The sequence below is a fragment of the Aurantiacibacter suaedae genome, assembly GCF_005434915.1.
GTDB lineage: Bacteria > Pseudomonadota > Alphaproteobacteria > Sphingomonadales > Sphingomonadaceae > Alteraurantiacibacter > Alteraurantiacibacter suaedae.
Map to the genome: position 1 here is coordinate 279,706 of NZ_SKCG01000002.1, position 17,645 is coordinate 297,350.

Annotated in this window: 14 protein-coding genes; 11 read left to right on the top strand and 3 right to left on the bottom strand. The window is 63.3% G+C overall.

Annotated elements, in window-relative coordinates; all coding sequences use genetic code 11:
- Window positions 1–55 precede the first annotated feature (55 nt).
- The gene (gene rpoB / locus E0473_RS07625) at window positions 56–4,225 is read right to left on the bottom strand and encodes a DNA-directed RNA polymerase subunit beta (RefSeq protein ID WP_137680282.1); all 4,170 of its coding nucleotides are present in this window, start codon (window positions 4,223–4,225) and stop codon (window positions 56–58) included.
- A 328-nt stretch (window positions 4,226–4,553) separates the two neighbouring features.
- Between rpoB and E0473_RS07630 the strand changes: the two genes are divergently transcribed.
- Together E0473_RS07630 and E0473_RS07635 are read left to right on the top strand one after the other, a co-directional pair.
- Complete coding sequence (locus E0473_RS07630; RefSeq protein WP_137680880.1) at window positions 4,554–5,792, top strand: NupC/NupG family nucleoside CNT transporter; 1,239 nt, start codon at window positions 4,554–4,556, stop codon at window positions 5,790–5,792.
- A 104-nt stretch (window positions 5,793–5,896) separates the two neighbouring features.
- The gene (locus tag E0473_RS07635; protein ID WP_137680283.1) at window positions 5,897–6,139 is read left to right on the top strand and encodes a hypothetical protein; all 243 of its coding nucleotides are present in this window, start codon (window positions 5,897–5,899) and stop codon (window positions 6,137–6,139) included.
- 207 nt (window positions 6,140–6,346) lie between these two features.
- Here the strand turns inward: E0473_RS07635 and E0473_RS07640 are convergent, their stop codons facing one another.
- The gene (locus E0473_RS07640) at window positions 6,347–7,837 is read right to left on the bottom strand and encodes a hypothetical protein (protein ID WP_137680284.1); all 1,491 of its coding nucleotides are present in this window, start codon (window positions 7,835–7,837) and stop codon (window positions 6,347–6,349) included.
- Between the two features lie 460 nt (window positions 7,838–8,297).
- Between E0473_RS07640 and rplJ the strand changes: the two genes are divergently transcribed.
- Window positions 8,298–8,813, top strand: a complete 516-nt coding sequence (gene rplJ, locus E0473_RS07645) for a 50S ribosomal protein L10 (protein ID WP_137680285.1) — start codon at window positions 8,298–8,300, stop codon at window positions 8,811–8,813.
- 75 nt (window positions 8,814–8,888) lie between these two features.
- A complete protein-coding gene (rplL, locus tag E0473_RS07650; RefSeq protein ID WP_137680286.1) occupies window positions 8,889–9,266 on the top strand; it encodes a 50S ribosomal protein L7/L12 in 378 nt (125 codons plus the stop codon).
- Window positions 9,267–9,411: 145 nt separating this feature from the next.
- On the opposite strand, the gene E0473_RS07655 is transcribed toward rplL, so the two are convergent.
- Window positions 9,412–10,008: a c-type cytochrome gene (locus E0473_RS07655; RefSeq protein ID WP_137680287.1), complete on the bottom strand. Its 597-nt coding sequence runs from the start codon at window positions 10,006–10,008 to the stop codon at window positions 9,412–9,414.
- Window positions 10,009–10,183: 175 nt separating this feature from the next.
- On the opposite strand from E0473_RS07655, the gene E0473_RS07660 reads away from it, so the two are divergent.
- The 7 genes from E0473_RS07660 to bla all read left to right on the top strand — a co-directional run bounded on the left by E0473_RS07660 (window position 10,184) and on the right by bla (window position 17,632).
- A complete protein-coding gene (locus E0473_RS07660) occupies window positions 10,184–11,584 on the top strand; it encodes an MATE family efflux transporter (RefSeq protein WP_137680288.1) in 1,401 nt (466 codons plus the stop codon).
- Window positions 11,585–11,724: 140 nt separating this feature from the next.
- Entirely contained in the window at window positions 11,725–12,012 is a 288-nt protein-coding gene (gene groES / locus E0473_RS07665) for a co-chaperone GroES (protein WP_137680289.1), read from the top strand.
- Window positions 12,013–12,064: 52 nt separating this feature from the next.
- Entirely contained in the window at window positions 12,065–13,723 is a 1,659-nt protein-coding gene (gene groL, locus E0473_RS07670) for a chaperonin GroEL (RefSeq protein ID WP_137680290.1), read from the top strand.
- A gap of 99 nt (window positions 13,724–13,822) precedes the next feature.
- Window positions 13,823–15,103: an APC family permease gene (locus tag E0473_RS07675; RefSeq protein ID WP_137680291.1), complete on the top strand. Its 1,281-nt coding sequence runs from the start codon at window positions 13,823–13,825 to the stop codon at window positions 15,101–15,103.
- 61 nt (window positions 15,104–15,164) lie between these two features.
- The gene (locus E0473_RS07680) at window positions 15,165–15,950 is read left to right on the top strand and encodes a class I SAM-dependent methyltransferase (protein ID WP_137680292.1); all 786 of its coding nucleotides are present in this window, start codon (window positions 15,165–15,167) and stop codon (window positions 15,948–15,950) included.
- Window positions 15,951–16,045: 95 nt separating this feature from the next.
- Window positions 16,046–16,453 carry a baeRF12 domain-containing protein gene (locus E0473_RS07685; protein ID WP_137680293.1) on the top strand — a complete coding sequence of 136 codons (408 nt, stop codon included), beginning with the start codon at window positions 16,046–16,048 and terminating at the stop codon, window positions 16,451–16,453.
- A 159-nt stretch (window positions 16,454–16,612) separates the two neighbouring features.
- Window positions 16,613–17,632 (top strand): class A beta-lactamase, encoded by a 1,020-nt coding sequence (gene bla / locus E0473_RS07690; protein ID WP_137680294.1) that lies wholly within the window; start codon window positions 16,613–16,615, stop codon window positions 17,630–17,632.
- Window positions 17,633–17,645: the final 13 nt, after the last annotated feature.

The window sequence follows — 17,645 nt, forward strand, 5'->3', positions numbered from 1 at the left end:
GGGGAAAAACAGGGGGCGATGGGGGTGGGCGGCAACCGGTGCCGCCCGCTCCCTGTTATTCAGCCGCGATCGCCGTGGTGCCGTCTTCATCTTCCTCGCCATCGTTCAGCGAGGAGAGTTCGATGTTCAGGCCCAGCGAGCGCATTTCCTTGACGAGCACGTTGAAGCTCTCGGGAATGCCGGCCTCGAATGTGTCGTCGCCCTTGACGATCGCTTCGTAGACCTTGGTGCGACCGACCACGTCGTCGGACTTCACCGTCAGCATTTCCTGCAAGGTGTAGGCAGCGCCATAAGCCTGAAGCGCCCAGACCTCCATTTCGCCGAAGCGCTGACCGCCGAACTGCGCCTTGCCGCCCAGCGGCTGCTGGGTGACGAGCGAGTAGGGGCCGATCGAACGGGCGTGGATCTTGTCGTCGACGAGGTGGTGCAGCTTGAGCATGTAGATGATGCCCACGGTCACCTTGCGGTCGAACGCCTCGCCGGTGCGGCCGTCATACAGCGTCGACTGGCCCGACGAATCGTAGCCTGCCTTCAGCAGCGTGTCGGTCACGTCCTGCTCGCGCGCGCCGTCGAACACCGGAGTGCCCATCGGAACACCGCGACGCACGTTCTCGGCGAGTTCGTAGATCTCGTCCGACGTCCGGCTCTCGATATCCTCGACGTAGTTCTCGCCGTAAGCGTCCTTAAGCTTGTCGACGAGGGCAGCAGGCGGCGGGCCAGCCTTCGGATCGGGATTGTTGAGACGCCAGTCGTCCAGCATCTCGCCGATCTGCATACCGAGGCCACGTGCGGCAAAGCCGAGGTGGGTCTCGAAGATCTGCCCGACGTTCATGCGCGACGGCACACCGAGCGGGTTGAGCACGAGATCGACCGGAGTGCCGTCCTCAAGGAAGGGCATGTCTTCGGCGGGCAGGATGCGCGAGATGACACCCTTGTTACCGTGACGGCCGGCCATCTTGTCGCCCGGTTGCAGCTTGCGCTTCACCGCCACGAAGACCTTGACCATCTTGAGCACGCCCGGCGCCAGTTCGTCGCCGCGTTCGAGCTTCTCCTTGCGGTCCTCGAACTTGTCCTTGATGGCCTTGATCGCCTCGTCATACTGGCTCTTCACCGCTTCGAGCTGAGCCTGCATGTTGTCGTCGGCGACGGCGAACTTGAACCATTCGATCCGGTCCAGTTCGTCGAGCGTGGCCTCGTCGATCACCGCGCCCTTCTTCGCACCCTTCGGAGCAGCCGATGCCGTCTGGCCGATCAGCATGTCCTTGAGGCGGTTGTAGGTCGCACGGTTGAGGATGTTGCGCTCGTCCTCGCTGTCCTTCTTGAGGCGTTCGATTTCCTCGTGCTGGATCGCGCGGGTACGGTCGTCGATCTCGATGCCGTGACGGTTGAACACGCGAACTTCCACCACGGTGCCGCTGGTGCCCGGGGGCAGGCGCAGCGAGGTATCACGCACGTCGGAGGCCTTCTCGCCGAAGATGGCGCGCAGGAGCTTTTCTTCCGGCGTCATCGGGCTTTCGCCCTTCGGCGTGATCTTGCCTGCAAGGATATCGCCCGGGTGCACTTCGGCACCGATATAGACGATGCCCGCCTCGTCGAGGTTGCGCAGCGCTTCCTCGCCGACGTTCGGGATGTCGCGGGTGATGTCTTCCGGCCCGAGCTTGGTGTCGCGCGCCATGACTTCGAATTCCTCGATGTGGATCGAGGTGAAGACGTCGTCCTTCACGATACGCTCGGAGATGAGGATACTATCCTCATAGTTGTAGCCGTTCCACGGCATGAATGCGACGAGGCTGTTCTTGCCGAGCGCCAGTTCGCCAAGATCGGTCGAGGGGCCGTCGGCAATGATGTCGCCGGCTTCGACAACTTCGCCCACCTTTACCAGCGGACGCTGGTTGATGCAGGTCGACTGGTTCGAACGCTGGAACTTCTGCAGCGTATAGATGTCCACGCCGGGGTTGCCGGCATCTACTTCGCCCGAGGCGCGGATCACGATACGGGTGGCGTCAACCTGGTCGATCACGCCGCCGCGCACGGCAGCGATCGCAGCGCCCGAATCGCGCGCCACGGTCTCTTCCATGCCGGTGCCGACCCAAGGCGCTTCCGCCTTTACGAGCGGCACGGCCTGACGCTGCATGTTCGAGCCCATCAGTGCGCGGTTGGCGTCATCGTTTTCCAGGAACGGAATGAGCGAGGCGGCGACCGAAACGAGCTGCTTGGGCGAAACGTCCATCAGCGTGACCTGCTCGGACGGGCTCATCACGAACTCGCCGTTCTGCCGGGCCGAGATCAGATCCTCGACGAACTTGCCTTCGCCATCGGTCTCGGCCGAAGCCTGCGCGACGGTGTTCTTCTGCTCTTCCATGGCCGAGAGGTACTGGACCTCGCCGGTCACCTTGCCTTCGATCACCTTGCGATACGGCGTCTCGATGAAGCCGTACTTGTTGACGCGGGCGAAGGTCGAGAGCGAGTTGATCAGACCGATGTTCGGGCCTTCCGGCGTCTCAATCGGGCAGATGCGGCCATAGTGCGTCGGGTGAACGTCGCGGACTTCGAAGCCCGCGCGCTCACGCGTCAGGCCACCCGGCCCAAGCGCCGAGACGCGGCGCTTGTGGGTGACTTCCGACAGCGGGTTTGTCTGGTCCATGAACTGCGACAGCTGCGAGGAACCGAAGAACTCACGCACTGCGGCCACAGCGGGCTTGGCGTTGATGAGGTCGTTCGGCATCACGGTCGAAACGTCGACCGAGCTCATGCGCTCCTTGACGGCGCGCTCCATGCGCAGCAGGCCGACGCGGTACTGGTTTTCCAGCAGCTCGCCCACCGAACGCACACGGCGGTTGCCGAGGTTGTCGATGTCGTCGACGTCGCCCTTGCCGTCCTTCAGGTCGACCAGCTCCTTCACCACGGCAAGGATGTCTTCCTTACGCAGAGTGGTCACGGTGTCTTCGGCGTCGAGGCCAAGGCGCATGTTGAGCTTCACGCGGCCCACCGCCGAAAGGTCATAGCGATCACCGTCGAAGAACAGGCCTTCGAACAGCGCCTCGGCGGTTTCCTTGGTCGGCGGTTCGCCCGGGCGCATCACCTTGTAGATGGCCTCAAGACCCTCTTCACGGTTCTCGGCCTTGTCGGCGTCAAGCGTGTTGCGGATCCACGGGCCGGTGGTGACGTGGTCGATGTCGAGCAGGACAAGCTGGTCGATCCCGGCAGCGTCGATCTTCTCGAGGTTGTCGGGCGTCACTTCCTCGCCCGCCTCGATGTAGATGCGGCCGGTGCTGTCTTCGACGAGGTCCTGGCTGGCATAGCGGCCGAAGATTTCCTCGGTCGGAATCAGCAGCGTCTCGAGGCCATCCTTGGCGGCCTTGTTGGCCGCGCGCGGGCTGACCTTCTGGCCGGCCGGGAACACTTCCTCGCCGGTCTTCGCGTCAACCAGGGCAAAGCCTGGCTTGGCGCCGCGCCACTGCTCAGGCACGAACGGGATTTCCCAGCCGCCCTCGCCGCGCTTCCAGGTCACGGTGTTGTAGAAATGCGCAAGGATTTCCTCGTGGTCGAGGCCCAGCGCATAGAGCAGCGCGGTGACCGGCAGCTTGCGCTTGCGGTCGATGCGAACGTTCACGATATCCTTGGCGTCGAACTCGAAATCGAGCCACGAACCGCGATAGGGAATGACGCGAGCGGCGAACAGGAACTTGCCCGAGGAGTGGGTCTTGCCGCGGTCATGGTCGAACAGGACACCCGGCGAACGGTGCATCTGCGACACGATCACGCGCTCGGTGCCGTTGATGATGAAGGTGCCGTTGCCCGTCATCAAGGGCATATCGCCCATGTAGACGTCCTGCTCCTTGATATCGAGGACCGAGCGGGTCTCGGTTTCCTGGTCCACCTCGAACACGATCAGGCGCAGCGTGACCTTCATCGGCGCAGCATAGGTGATGCCGCGCTGACGACATTCGACGATGTCGTACTTCGGGTCTTCCAGTTCGTAGTGAACGAAGTCCAGCTCGGCGGTGCCGGCAAAGTCGCGAATCGGGAACACCGAACGCAGCGTCTTCTCAAGGCCGGAAACATAGCCGATCGAGGGATCGGACCGCAGGAAGAACTCATAGCTCTCGCGCTGCACCTCGATCAGGTTCGGCATCTGCACCACTTCGTGGATGTCGCCGAAAATCTTGCGGATGCGCTTTGCCTTGCTGCCAGCCTTCGCCGGTGCGTTCGCCTTGGTCGCCATAGGGGACTTGTGCCTCTTGCCTTGAAATTTCGAGTCGGGCGGGAGGGCCATGAGACGACGAAATGCCACAAGGCCAGCCACCGATAGCGGTGGCCGCATTGCAGCGTTCCCTCAGGTCTCACGGATTGCCGAAAGCTTCCTTCCGATGCGCACCCCCGCGTTAGGCGCGCCTTGCTCGAAGCTTTTAGTGTGGCTGCGATATAAGGCGCAGGCCCGCCCCCGTCAACCAGGCCGATCACCGCACTTTATTGCACTGCAACAGCCAAGGCCGTTGCCTCTTGCGCCGGGCGCGGCCATGCTGGGCATCCCTATTGCCCTCGCGCGGAGTGTGCGCTTGCCTATCAGTATTGCCGGGATCGTCAGCCTTTTCGCGCTTGCCCTGCTGATTTCCACCAACCGCCGCAAGATTCGCCCGCGCATCGTGCTGGCAGCTTTCGCCATGCAGGCGGCCATGTCGCTGCTGATTCTGCGCACGCCCTGGGGCGCGGACTTCATGGCGGCGCTCACGCGCGGAGCCTCCAACCTGCTCGCCTATTCGCGCGTGGGGACCGAATTTATCTTCGGCAACCTCGCCAGCCCGGAACTGGGCGGCGCGTCCTTCGCGTTGCAAGCGCTGACCGTGATCATCTTCTTCGCCTCGCTGGTGGCGGTGCTCGACCATATCGGACTTATCGGCCTCATCGTTCGCTGGGTGGGCGGCGCAATCGCCCTGATCACCGGGGTCAGCCGGGTCGAATCGCTGGGGGCAGCCGCCAACATCTTCATCGGCCAGGGCGAAGCCCCACTGGCGGTGAAGGCCTATCTCGCCAACATGACGCGCTCGCAGCTGTTCGTGCTGATGACCGTGGGCATGACCAGCGTCGCCGGATCGGTGATGGCGGCCTACATCGCAATGCTCGGCTCGCAGCTGGCTCCCTATCTGCTTGCCGCCGCGCTGATGAGCGCGCCCGCGGGCATCCTTATGGCCAAGCTGGTAGTGCCCGACGAGGAAGACGAACCCACCGAACCCGAGCGCGTGGTTGTGGGCTCCGAAGACGAGGACGCCCCGGCCAATGTCATCATGGCCGCCGCCAACGGGGCGATCACCGGCCTGCAACTGGCCGCGGGCGTAGGCGCGATGCTGCTCGCTTTCGTCTCGCTGGTGGCGCTCGCCAATGGGTTGCTCGGCTGGGTGGGGGCATTGGCCGGGATCGACGGCCTCACCTTCGAGCGTCTGCTTGGCTACGCCTTCTCGCCCGTAATGTACCTGGTCGGCGTACCCTGGGGCGATGCGCAGGCGGCAGGCGGTCTGTTCGGGCAGAAGATTGTCCTCAACGAATTCGTCGCCTTTCTCAGCCTTGAGGCGATGAACGGAGCGCTTGGCCCGCGCAGCACGGCTATCGTGACCTTTGCCCTGTGCGGCTTTGCCAATATCAGCTCGATTGCGATCCAGATGGCGGCGTTCGGCGTGCTGGCGCCCTCGCAGCGAGCCAATGTGGCAGCACTGGGGCTGCGCTCGCTTGCCGCCGCTTCGCTTGCCAACCTGATGAGCGCGGCGTTGGCGGGGCTGTTCCTGACCGGCGCCTGATCGAAGACGGAAACGCCCGGCCAAAAAAAAGTTGCATCCTGACAGGAACTATCGGTCTTGCTGGCAGTTACACCCCAATCCAACCACCCCAGGGGGAATTGAAAATGAAGAAGATCTTGCTTGCCGCACCCGCCGTTCTGCTCGTCGCTGCCTGTGGCGGTTCGCCGGCTGAAGAAGCCGAAGATGTGCAGGAAGAAGCGATCGAAGCTCAGGGCGAAGTGATGGACGAGCAGGCCGAGGCTCTCGAAGCCCAGGCCGACGAACTGGAAGACGCAGGCATGGAAGCCGAAGCCGAGGCCACCGAGAACAAGGCCGAAGAGCTGGAAGACACTGCCGACCAGATGTAATCCGGCTTTGCCATCCGCGCCAATCGGTTGCGGCTGGCTTGTTTCAGGAGAGGAAGGCCCGCCCACGAAGGCGGGCCTTTTCTTTTGCTTCACTTCAACAGCAGCTTTGCCGCCAACTCCGACGTCTCCAGCAGCTCGCTCGTCGCGCGGTATGGGCAATGGTCACATCAGCACCTTGATGCCGTAGCTACAATTGTTCCGCGAAAGTCAGCGCATCAGTGAGGCGGCAGGATAAAAGTCTGTTGGAATCATCCGAGCATATTGCAAATAGGCTTGGCGCAAAGACTTGTCGCGTTCCAGCAGGTCGCGCGGCTTCGGCAGAATAGAGCGGGTGTAGAACATGTCGAATGCGTCATCCTGAAGCTCATCGATCAGGCTTCGGCGGAGCTGTTCATCGCCAAGCGCCGCTAGCAGCACGTCCACCGCTTCTTTTTCTTGATCGAGACAAAGCAAGCCCTCTGCGAGCAGCCCCGCATGCTGTTCGGCCTCAAGGCGCAAATCGTCGACCAGCAAGAGCGCCTCTTCGGTGCGGTCGAGCGAGTTGAGCGCACAGATCCGGTCCCGCAGGATGAGCGCGCGAGCATAGGGCGACCCATGCTCTCTCGCTACTTCGGCAGCCTGCTCAGCAGCAACGAGACCTTCCTCCCACCGCCCCTGCCCCACCAGTCGCGATGCCCGATTGATGGCAAAGTTCACGCGCCAGTAGTCATCTTCACCATCAGCGTCCCCGATCAGGTCAAACACCGCATCTGCTTGGGTCTGTCGCCCGAGCGCATCAAGGGCGTAGGCCTTCAGATTGAGCGCCCAGCCTTCATCTTCGTCCAGCGTATCGGCAAGATCAGGTCGCCCGGTCGCGGCATCGGCCATTTCGATAACTTGCGCAAATTCGCCAGCATAATACAGCGCATGGAGCGCCTGGGAAAGCGCTTCGGTATCGTCTGACTCCGCCTCCAATTCGCCAAGGCTGCGCTCCTTGTAATGACGTGTTATCCGCTGAAAGCCCGGCCCCACGCGCTCCTCTAGCAATGGCCAAAGCTGCGTGAATTGCCGATCGGCCAGAAGACGGGCATAGGTGGGCGGTTGGTGGATCTCGTGGATCAATCGCCGAGCGAGCTCAATATCCCCGTCCCGCGCCACCGCGCCCAGAGCATTGATCGCGAAAATCGGCCTGACGTCGGGATCGACAGTGTACAGAAGCCCAGCGCGCATCTCGGAGGCGAGCATCTCTTCCAGTTCGCGACCGCTACCGTTCTGCCGTGCAGCACGAATCGCAAAGCCCACAAGGTCCGGACCAAGCGCGTCGCGGACCTTGGGGTCTCCAGACTGCAACACGGCCCGGAAACGAGCGTTCGTTTCTGCTCCGTCATCGGTCGCGACTGCAAGATAGAGAGCTTGCGGCGGAAAAACCTCTCCCCCTGCAGCTTCGAGGCGCTGCAACTCACCGTATGCTTCCGCATAGGCTTTGCGTTTCCCTGCGCAGTTGATGCGGGCATGCGCCAGAGACTCGTTTAGCTGCATTAATTCAGGCTGGCGCGCCTGCAACTCCGCCAGGATCGGGACCGCCCGTGCGCAAGGCTCGGCCCATGTGTCGGCCGACCGTAGCTGTGCCCCCAATTTCTCGCCCGACATCGCTTTGTAATTCTCAGCCGGAGGAGGCATAGGCTCTTCGGCCATAACGGGAGCCGCCAGCATCGACATGCCCACGGTGAGCGCGCAGCGTAACAGGCTAGGTTTGATGATCAGGACTCCATCTGGCTGAGAGACGTACGCGCTCTCGCGCCAAGCTTATGCATATATTTGGAGACCGGACAAAGACCTCCCGCTGACAAACCGAGCCGGTCGCCGCTCAGACCCAGCCACAACCATTGGCGAATCGCTTGACCTTTCGCGCCAGATGACTATCAGCCCGCTCCGACCGCTCTTTGCAGCGGTCATCCGTCCGAGACAGTTGGTGACCGGGATCTGCCGGTCTTAATTCCCAGCCTAGACGGGGACAGAGATTTTCGGGCCAGCCCTAGGGCTGCTCCCGTTCGCGCCATTCGCGCTCCTCCTTCCCTTGTCAAACGGACCAATGCCCACGGTGCATCAGCATCGTGGTTACGTGAGCCGGTCGCGGCTCCGCTTTGGCGGGATCGCGGCCATAGTGAAGGAGTAAGGCATGGATCGTTCGCAGAAAGCCGACGCGGTCGCCCAGCTCAACACGGTCTTCAACGAGGTCGGCGTGGTGGTTGTCACCCGCAACCTTGGCTTGTCGGTGGAACAGACCACCGACCTGCGCAACAAGATGCGTGATGCTGGTGCGTCCTACAAGGTTGCGAAGAACCGCCTCGCCAAGCTCGCCCTGAAGGACACCGACTACGAAGGCATTGGTGAGTATCTCACCGGCCCGACGGGTCTGGCCTGGTCGACCGACCCGGTTGCAGCTGCCAAGGCTGCGGTGGAATTCGCCAAGACCAACGACAAGCTTGAAATTGTCGGCGGTTCGCTGGGCGCAGTGAAGCTCGATGAAGCAGGGGTCAAGGCGCTCGCCGCGATGCCCAGCCTCGACGAGCTGCGGGGCAAGATCGTGGGTCTCGTCAACGCACCGGCAACCAAGGTTGCTCAGGTCGTCAACGCGCCTGCGGCCAAGCTTGCCCGCGTCTTCGGTGCATATGCCGCCAAGGACGCCGCGTAAGCGGTTTCTCGCATTTCGAAACGAAACATCTTGGGGCGCATCTTTTTCGCCCCGCCCAATTTGGAGTGAAGCACAATGGCCGATATTGCCAAGCTTGTTGAAGACCTGTCCGCGCTGACCGTCATGGAAGCCGCTGAACTTGCTACTGCCCTGGAAGAAGCATGGGGCGTCAGCGCCGCTGCTGCCGTGGCCGTGGCTGCCCCCGGCGGTGCCGGTGGCGATGCCCCCGCCGCTGAAGAGAAGGACGAATTCGACGTCATCCTCACCGGCGACGGCGGCAAGAAGATCCAGGTGATCAAGGAAGTCCGCGGCATCACGGGCCTCGGCCTGACCGAAGCCAAGGCTCTCGTCGAAGGCGCGCCGAAGGCCGTCAAGGAAGGCGTGAACAAGGCGGAAGCCGAAGAGATCAAGAGCAAGATCGAAGCTGCCGGCGGTACCGTCGAGCTCAAGTAATCATCTGCCCCTCTTGGGGCGATTACGCTTCGATCCAAGCGGATCAAACAGAAAGGGCGGCACCGCGATGGTGCCGCCCTTTTTGTATCCAGCCTCTCCAGAACAAAGGAAATGCGGCGACCCGAGGCCGCCGCACCCCCCATATCTAGAGCGTCTTCAGATAGGTGACGATTTCCCCGGCCTGCTGCGCATTCACCCCCGGAGCCGGCATCGAGCCACCGGGAACGACCGCATGCGGATCGACCAGATAGCGGCGCAGGTTCGCCTCGTTCCAGGTAAGGTTGCTGCTCTTCATGCTCGCACTATAGGCGAAGCCCGATACGCCACCCGCCTTGCGCCCGACCACACCGGCAAGCGAAGGGCCAACCATGTTCTGGCCCGGCGTAACCGAGTGACACACGGTGCAGATCGCGAAGCTATCGGGCGGGCCAGCCGATGCAGCAGCAGCCTGCGTCGGCGTGGCAGACGGGCGGGCGCTGGCCGAAGCGCTCGGCTTGGGCGAAGGGCTCGCGCTCGCGGTAGCGGCGGGCTCCTCGACTTCGACATCGACCTCGGTGACCTCGTCATCGCTCGCCGCTTCGGCTGCGTCGGCGGCTTGCGCCAGTTCGACCTCGTCGACCGCGCCGTTGTCGGCGGCGACTTCTTCAACTTCCGCCTCGTTCGCATTTTCGGGCGGACCGCCACATGCGGCAAGCGCAAGCGCCGCAAGCGAAACGGTGGCGAGCGAAATCGAAATACGCATCTACGGGAATCCTCCGACTGTTTTCTCGCACTTAGAGGGCAAGGGGCGCCTTGGGCAAGAGGCGCTGCGTTGACTGTGTCCGACAAGCCTCTCCTGTGGTCAAATTTCGCCTGGCGGCGCGCTTTTGCGATTTCGCTTGCAACAATCTTCGCCTACCCGGGCCGGCTGTTTTGCCATGAAGCCCACTGCGCTCCCTCCCACGCCCGGCTGGAAAGCCGAAAGCGTCGAAACCTTCCGCCTCGCGGTGCCGCTGGTGCTGGCCAACCTGCTGCAGATGCTGACCTATGCGGTCGACGTGATCTTCATCGCCCGCCTCGGGGCCGAGGAGCTGGCGGCGTCCTCGCTGGCGGTAGCGATCATCGGCTTCTTGCTGTGGAGCCTTTCCGGCCTGACCGGAGCCGTGGCGCCGATGGCGGCGGCCGAGCTTGGCGCACGCGGCCCGGCGCTGCGGCCGATTCGGCGGGCGGTGCGCATGGCGCTGTGGCTCGCCATCGCCTCGGGCGCGATGGCCAGCGTGCTGTGCGCCTTTGCCGAGCCGTTCATGCTGCTGACGGGGCAAGAGCCGCAGATCGCTGCGCTGGCGGGCAGCTACATGAACCTGCTGTTGCTCTCGCTGATCCCGGCGGTGGCGGGCAGCGTACTGCGCAGCTTCGTGTCGACGCTCGGCCGCCCGTTCTTTGCCACCGCCATCACCGGGCTCGGCATCTTCATCAATGCAGCCGCGAACTACGCCTTCATCTTCGGCAACTGGGGTGCGCCAGAGATGGGCCTTCAGGGCGCGGCCATTGCCACGCTGCTTACCACCAGCCTCACCTTCCTTGTCTATGTGATCGCCATCGCGCGCGATCCGCGCCTCGCGCGGTATCATGTGTTCGGGTTCTTCTGGCGGGCCGATTGGAAGCGGCTGGGCGAACTGGTGCGGATCGGCACGCCGATCATGCTGACCATCATGGCCGAGAGCGGCATCTTCGGTGCAGCAGCATTTCTGGTCGGCCTGTTCGGTGCAGCGCAGCTCGCAGCCCATGCTCTCGCGTTGCAAATCGCCGCGCTCGCTTTCCAGGTGCCGTTCGGGATCGGGCAGGCGGCGACCATCCGGGTCGGCTATTTCCATGGCGCGCGCGATGCGCTGGGCGTGACCCGTGCGGGCTGGACCGCGATAGGCATGTGCCTCGCCTTTGCGGTGCCCTCGGCGCTGGTGCTGATCGGCGCGCCCGAGCTGCTGCTGCGCATCTATATCGACCCTGATCTGCCCGAAAATGCCGCGCTGGTGACACAAGCGAGCATCTTCCTCGTCGTCGCCTCGGCGTTCCAGCTGTCCGATGGGTTGCAGGCGGTCGCCGCCGGAGCGCTGCGCGGCTTGAAGGATACGCGCGTGCCGATGTGGATCGCGATCTTCTCCTACTGGGTGCCGGGCTTCGGTCTGGCCATGGTGCTGGCCTTCACACTCGGGCTGGAAGGCGAGGGCGTGTGGTACGGCCTCGCCCTCGGGCTGAGCGTGGCTGCGGTGCTGCTTTTGTGGCGCTGGCATCGGCGCGCTGCGCTCGGGCTGGTCACCTACGCGCCGCCCGCTGTGTGACTGCCAGCGTACCCAAGCAAAATTTTTCCTGACCCAAGGTGTTGACGGCCCGCCAGCCGCCAACCATATCCGCGCCGCTGGCACTCTCGCGAGGAGAGTGCCAATCGACACATCCAACCTTTTTGGGAAAGGTCACACACATGGCATTTCGCCCCCTGCACGACCGCGTTCTGGTCCGTCGCCTCGAAGCTGAGGAAAAGACGGCCGGCGGCATCATCATCCCCGACAGCGCCAAGGAAAAGCCGAGCGAAGGCGAGATCGTCGCCGTGGGCAACGGCGCGAAGGCCGAAGACGGCAAGGTCACCCCGCTCGACGTGAAAGCTGGCGACCGCGTTCTGTTCGGCAAGTGGTCGGGCACCGAGGTCAAGGTCGACGGTGAAGACCTGCTGATCATGAAGGAAAGCGACATCATGGGCGTGATCGGCTGAGCCGAACCGTCATTGCTTTCCACCTAACAAAGATATTCCAGGAGAAACGATAATGGCTGCCAAGGACGTCAAGTTCGGTCGCGACGCGCGCGAACGCATCCTCAAGGGCGTGGACACGCTCGCCAATGCCGTGAAGGTCACGCTCGGCCCCAAGGGCCGCAACGTCGTGATCGACAAGAGCTTCGGTGCCCCGCGCATCACCAAGGACGGCGTGAGCGTCGCCAAGGAAATCGAGCTTAAGGACAAGTACGAGAACATGGGCGCGCAGATGCTGCGCGAAGTGGCCTCGAAGGCGAACGACAAGGCCGGCGACGGCACCACCACCGCCACCGTTCTGGCCCAGGCTATCGTGCGCGAAGGCATGACTGCCGTTGCCGCCGGCATGAACCCGATGGACCTGAAGCGCGGCATCGATCTGGCCGTTTCGAAGGTCGTCGCTGACCTCCAGGCCCGCTCGAAGGACGTTTCCGGCTCTTCGGAAATCTCGCAGGTCGGCATCATCTCGGCCAATGGCGACAAGGAAGTCGGCGAGAAGATCGCCGAAGCCATGGAAAAGGTCGGCAAGGAAGGCGTGATCACCGTGGAAGAGGCCAAGGGCCTCGAATTCGAGCTCGATGTCGTCGAAGGCATGCAGTTCGACCGCGGCTACCTCTCGCCCTACTTCGTCACCAACCCCGAGAAGATGACGGTCGAACTCGAAAACCCGTACATCCTCATCCACGAGAAGAAGCTCTCGAACCTGCAGGCGATGCTGCCGGTGCTCGAAGCGACCGTTCAGTCCAGCCGCCCGCTGCTGATCATCGCCGAGGACATCGAAGGCGAAGCGCTGGCGACCCTCGTGGTCAACAAGCTGCGCGGCGGCCTCAAGGTTGCTGCCGTGAAGGCTCCGGGCTTCGGCGATCGCCGCAAGGCCATGCTGCAGGACATCGCGATCCTCACCCAGGGCGAGATGATCTCCGAAGATCTCGGCATCAAGCTCGAGAACGTCGGCCTCTCGATGCTCGGTCAGGCCAAGTCGGTCACCATCGACAAGGACAACACCACCATCGTCGACGGTGCCGGTGAAGCCGATGCGATCAAGGCCCGCGTCGAGCAGATCCGCGCCCAGATCGAGACCACGACCTCGGACTACGACCGCGAGAAGCTGCAGGAACGCCTGGCAAAGCTGGCTGGCGGCGTTGCCGTGATCAAGGTTGGCGGCGCTTCGGAAGTCGAAGTGAAGGAGCGCAAGGACCGTGTGGACGATGCGCTGCACGCCACCCGCGCTGCTGTCGAAGAGGGCATCGTGCCCGGCGGCGGTACCGCGCTGCTCTATGCCACCAAGGCGCTCGAAGGCCTTACGGGCGACAACAACGACCAGACCCGCGGTGTGGAAATCGTCCGTCAGGCGATCCTCGCGCCGGTGCGTCAGATCGCTGCCAACGCCGGTCATGACGGCGCCGTGGTTTCGGGCAACCTCCTGCGCGAGGGCGACGAGAGCCAGGGCTTCAACGCTGCTACCGACACCTACGAGAACCTCGTGGCTGCCGGTGTGGTCGACCCGACCAAGGTCGTGCGCACCGCGCTGCAGGATGCAGCTTCGGTTGCCGGCCTGCTGATCACCACCGAAGCGGCGATCTCGGAAGTGCCCGAGGAAAAGCCCGCCGGTGGCGGCATGCCCGACATGGGCGGCATGGGTGGAATGGGCGGCATGGGCGGCATGGGCTTCTAAGCCTCCCCCATCTGACCAACACACACGAAGGGGCCCGGCGGAGCGATCCGCCGGGCCCTTTTGCTTGGCCCCCCGCCCGCCTTGCGATAGCTTCGCGCGATGACAGGGGGCTCCACGCTAAACCAACCGCACCGCGCCATCGGCCTCTCGGGCGCGGTGCTGATCAACCTCAACGGCGTGGTTGGCTCGGGCATCTTCGCCCTGCCCGCGCTGCTCTATGCCGGGGCGGGCGGCTATGCGCCGTTGGTGGTGCTGGCCTATGCGCTGCTCGTGGCCGGGCCCTCGCTGGTCTACGCCCGGCTAAGCACGATGCACGAGGAATCGGGCGGGCCCCAGCTTTATGTCGAGCACGCTTTCGGGCCATTCGCGGGGTTTCAGGCGGGCTGGTTCCTGCTTGGCCAGAACCTGGCCGCCCGTGCCGCCAACTTTCACGTGCTGGTAAGCTATCTCGCCGCGCTGTTCCCGCTGTTCGACAACCCCGCCATCCGGCTTGCCACCATCGCGGCTCTGATCGCTCTGTTTACCGGCCTTGCCGCCGTGGGCACGCGCAGCTCGATCCGCGCGCTGGGGCTCGGCACGCTGCTCAAGCTCGGGCCGATTGTGCTTATCTGTGGGGCCGGGCTGCTCACCAACGGCGTGCCCAGCACCTTCGCCCTGCCCGAATTCGGCGAAGTTGAATCGATCGCGCTGCTGCTCGCCTATGCCTATTCCGGCGGCGCGCTTTCCGCCATGGTGGCGGGCGAGGTGCGCGATGCGCGGCGCACCGTCTATCGCTCGATCTTCGTCAATCTGGCAGCGATCGCGCTGCTCTATGCCTTCGTTCAGTGGGCCTATATCGCCATAGACCCACAGCAGGTGAATGCCGACCGACCGCTCGCCTCGGCGGGAGAGGCAGTGTTCGGCCCGCTCGGCGTGGCGCTGATCAGCGTGGCGGCGATCTTCTCCACCGGCACCAACCAGCTTAGCTACTTCGTCTCGATGCCGCGCCTGATCTACGGCATGGCCTCGCGCGGCCTGCTGCCAGCGCTGCTGGCGCGCATTTCGCCGCGCTTCGACACGCCGGCCCCAGCCATCATCGCCTATGGCGTGATCGTCCTCGCACTGGCGCTGAGCGGAACCTTTGCCACGCTTGCCACCTATATGGTCGCGCTGGAAACGCTGGTGATCCTCCTCACCGTGCTGGCGCTGCCGATGCTGTGGCACATGGGCGAGGGTCGGCCCCAAGGTGCGATGCTTATCGTTTGGGCCGCACTGGTGGTGTTTGCGCTGGTGTTCAACCTGTGGCTGCTCGCGCAGGTGCCGCTGTCCTCCGCTCTGCCCACACTCGGGGTGCTGGCGGCCGGCACCGCGTTATACGCCCTTGCCAGCCGTCGCCGCTGAGCTTGCGCTTTGTCTGTTTCGTACTAGCCTTCGCGCCAACGACAACGAGAGGGGAAACGAAATGCGCAAACTCATGTTCGCGGCGCTTGCCGCCACGGCTCTGGCCTCCTGCGGCAGCGAGGAGCCAACACCCGAGCCTACGCAAGACCCGGCGCGCCAGTATATGCAGGCCGTCACCGACATCTCGCGCAGCGACGATCAGCAGTACGACGCCAAGCGCAAACCTGCCGAGCTGCTTGCCTTCGCGCAGATCGGCAAGGGCGAGGTCGTGGGCGATTACATCATGGGCGGCGGCTATGTGACGCGCTTGCTTTCCACCGCCGTTGGCGCAGACGGCAAGGTCTATGCGTTCCAGCCGGCCGAGTTCATCGAATTCCGTCCCGAATATGCCGAGGAACAGGACGCCGCGATTGCGCCCTATACCAACGATCAGGGCGAACCGGTGCGTGTCTTCCCCCTGCGCGGCCCCATTGCCGAGCCGGGCTGGCCCGAACCGCTCGACACGATCATCACGGTGATGAACCTGCATGACCTGTTCATTCCCGAAATGCCCGACGGCACGGCGCAAAAGGCGATTGCCAACCTTTACGATTCGCTCAAGCCCGGCGGCACGCTGGTAGTGGTCGATCATGTGGCAAAAGATGGTGGCGGCACAGATGCGGCGGAAAATCTACACCGGATGGACCCTGAACTCGCGCTCAAGGCGCTGACCGATGCTGGCTTCGTGCTGGAAGAGGAAAGCGATCTCTACGCCCAACCCGGCGATCCGCACGAGGCCAACGTCTTCGACGACGCGATCCGCGGCAACACCGACCAGTTTGCCTGGCGGATGCGCAAGCCCGAATAGAGCCCTGGCCGCAGCCAATAAGCGGAAAATCTCGGACCCCTTCGGCCTGCCGACCGTTGATAACGGCAAAGCAGTCCGAAGGAGAGACCGAGATTATGAAGTGTCCGCACAAAGCCCATGTCGCCCTCGTCGATGGCGAGCGGTTCGTGCTCGCGCGCAACGATGGACAGCCGTTCGAGCCGAAGCTGAGCGTAGTCGCTACCCCGAGCCTCGAAACCACGAACTACAGTGCCGGCGTCCGCGACCAGGACGATGCCGGTCGGCGCAGCGGCAGCAGCGATCTTGAGGAACTAGCCCATGCTGCGGCAGTGACAGAATATCTTAATGGGCAAGCGATCGACGGCAAACTCGGCGAGCTAATCGTAATTGCCGATCCCAAATCGCTCGGCGAAATGCGCAAGCACTATCATAAGGAACTGCAAGCCTGCCTCATCGGCGAGATCGACAAGGCTATTGCGAACGAAAACCTTGAAGCCGTGGGCCAGGCTATTGCCCGTGCTTGATTCATAATGATTTGCACGGGGCCGATAGACAGCAGTTTGTCGGCTCCGGTTGCGCCAGTTCCGTCACTCCAACGAAATTTAGGCTCGATTCGTCGTACCGTGGGATTTGCGGCCCACCTTGTTAAGGTAACAACAAGGCGTTCCGTGGAAACTGCTTATATGACCAAAAACCTGATTACACGCCTCGCAGCCATTGCCTCGCTTGCCGTGGCGCCGCTTTCGGCGGTGCAGGCCAACGATTTCGAGAATGCGTTCGATAGTGCTTTTGGCACCGAAATCCGCGAACCGCGCGAGTTCAACCCCGACTATTCCGATCCGCTCGCCCGCCAGATCGCCCAGCTTGCCGATGGCAGCCAGGGCCGGATCGGCGTTGCCGCGTTGGACCTTTCGACGGGGCGCGAGATTTCCATCCTTGGCGACCAGCGTTTTCCCATGGCCAGCACCAGCAAGATCGCCATCGCCGCGGCCTATATGGAAGGTGTCGAGCAGGGCAAATGGAGCCTGACCAGCGAGTTTCCGCTGCTGTGGTCGGTGCGTTCGACGCCGTTCTCCACCGCCGCCGCACCGGTGCGCAAAGGCGAATATCTTTCGGCCCACCAACTGATCGATCTGATGCTCACGCGCAGCTCCAACCCGGCAACCGATGCGCTGCTTGCGGCTGTCGGCGGGCCGGATGCGGTGAACGACTGGGTTCACCGCGCCGGATTGCAAGATTTCGAGCTGACCCGCGATATCGCCACCCTAGTGCGCGACGATGGCGAGTTCGACCCGGCCCGGCATATCGACACACGCGACAGCGCCACGCCTGAAACCATGGTGCAGTTGCTCACCGGGCTTTATCAGGGCCGGTGGCTATCGGCGGAAAGCCGCGAAGTAATCCTCGATGCCATGGCCCGCTGCCGCACGGGCGTGCGCCGTATTCGCGGCCAGATGCCGAATGATGTGAGCGTGGCCCACAAGACCGGATCGCTTCACAACACCTCAAGCGATATCGGCATCATCACCGCGCCAGATGGCCGCTCCTACGTGGTGGCGATCTATGTCACCGGGCAAGGCTCGCGCGGCAACCGCGAACAGCGCATCGCGTCAATCGCGCGGGCGATCTACGATGGCTATTCGGCCACCGGCGGTCGCCATTTCGCCAACGCCACCTACGGCAGCGCCGCGAACACCAACTGATCCGCATTCCGGG

What these genes read in the sequence shown, in the direction of transcription:
- rpoB (WP_137680282.1), bottom strand. Translation starts at nt 4,225, where the DNA reads ATGGCGACCAAGGCGAACGCACCGGCGAAGGCTGGCAGCAAGGCAAAG.
- E0473_RS07635 (WP_137680283.1), top strand. Translation starts at nt 5,897, where the DNA reads ATGAAGAAGATCTTGCTTGCCGCACCCGCCGTTCTGCTCGTCGCTGCC.
- E0473_RS07640 (WP_137680284.1), bottom strand. Translation starts at nt 7,837, where the DNA reads ATGTCGATGCTGGCGGCTCCCGTTATGGCCGAAGAGCCTATGCCTCCT.
- rplJ (WP_137680285.1), top strand. Translation starts at nt 8,298, where the DNA reads ATGGATCGTTCGCAGAAAGCCGACGCGGTCGCCCAGCTCAACACGGTC.
- rplL (WP_137680286.1), top strand. Translation starts at nt 8,889, where the DNA reads ATGGCCGATATTGCCAAGCTTGTTGAAGACCTGTCCGCGCTGACCGTC.
- E0473_RS07655 (WP_137680287.1), bottom strand. Translation starts at nt 10,008, where the DNA reads ATGCGTATTTCGATTTCGCTCGCCACCGTTTCGCTTGCGGCGCTTGCG.
- E0473_RS07660 (WP_137680288.1), top strand. Translation starts at nt 10,184, where the DNA reads ATGAAGCCCACTGCGCTCCCTCCCACGCCCGGCTGGAAAGCCGAAAGC.
- groES (WP_137680289.1), top strand. Translation starts at nt 11,725, where the DNA reads ATGGCATTTCGCCCCCTGCACGACCGCGTTCTGGTCCGTCGCCTCGAA.
- groL (WP_137680290.1), top strand. Translation starts at nt 12,065, where the DNA reads ATGGCTGCCAAGGACGTCAAGTTCGGTCGCGACGCGCGCGAACGCATC.
- E0473_RS07675 (WP_137680291.1), top strand. Translation starts at nt 13,823, where the DNA reads ATGACAGGGGGCTCCACGCTAAACCAACCGCACCGCGCCATCGGCCTC.
- E0473_RS07680 (WP_137680292.1), top strand. Translation starts at nt 15,165, where the DNA reads ATGCGCAAACTCATGTTCGCGGCGCTTGCCGCCACGGCTCTGGCCTCC.
- E0473_RS07685 (WP_137680293.1), top strand. Translation starts at nt 16,046, where the DNA reads ATGAAGTGTCCGCACAAAGCCCATGTCGCCCTCGTCGATGGCGAGCGG.
- bla (WP_137680294.1), top strand. Translation starts at nt 16,613, where the DNA reads ATGACCAAAAACCTGATTACACGCCTCGCAGCCATTGCCTCGCTTGCC.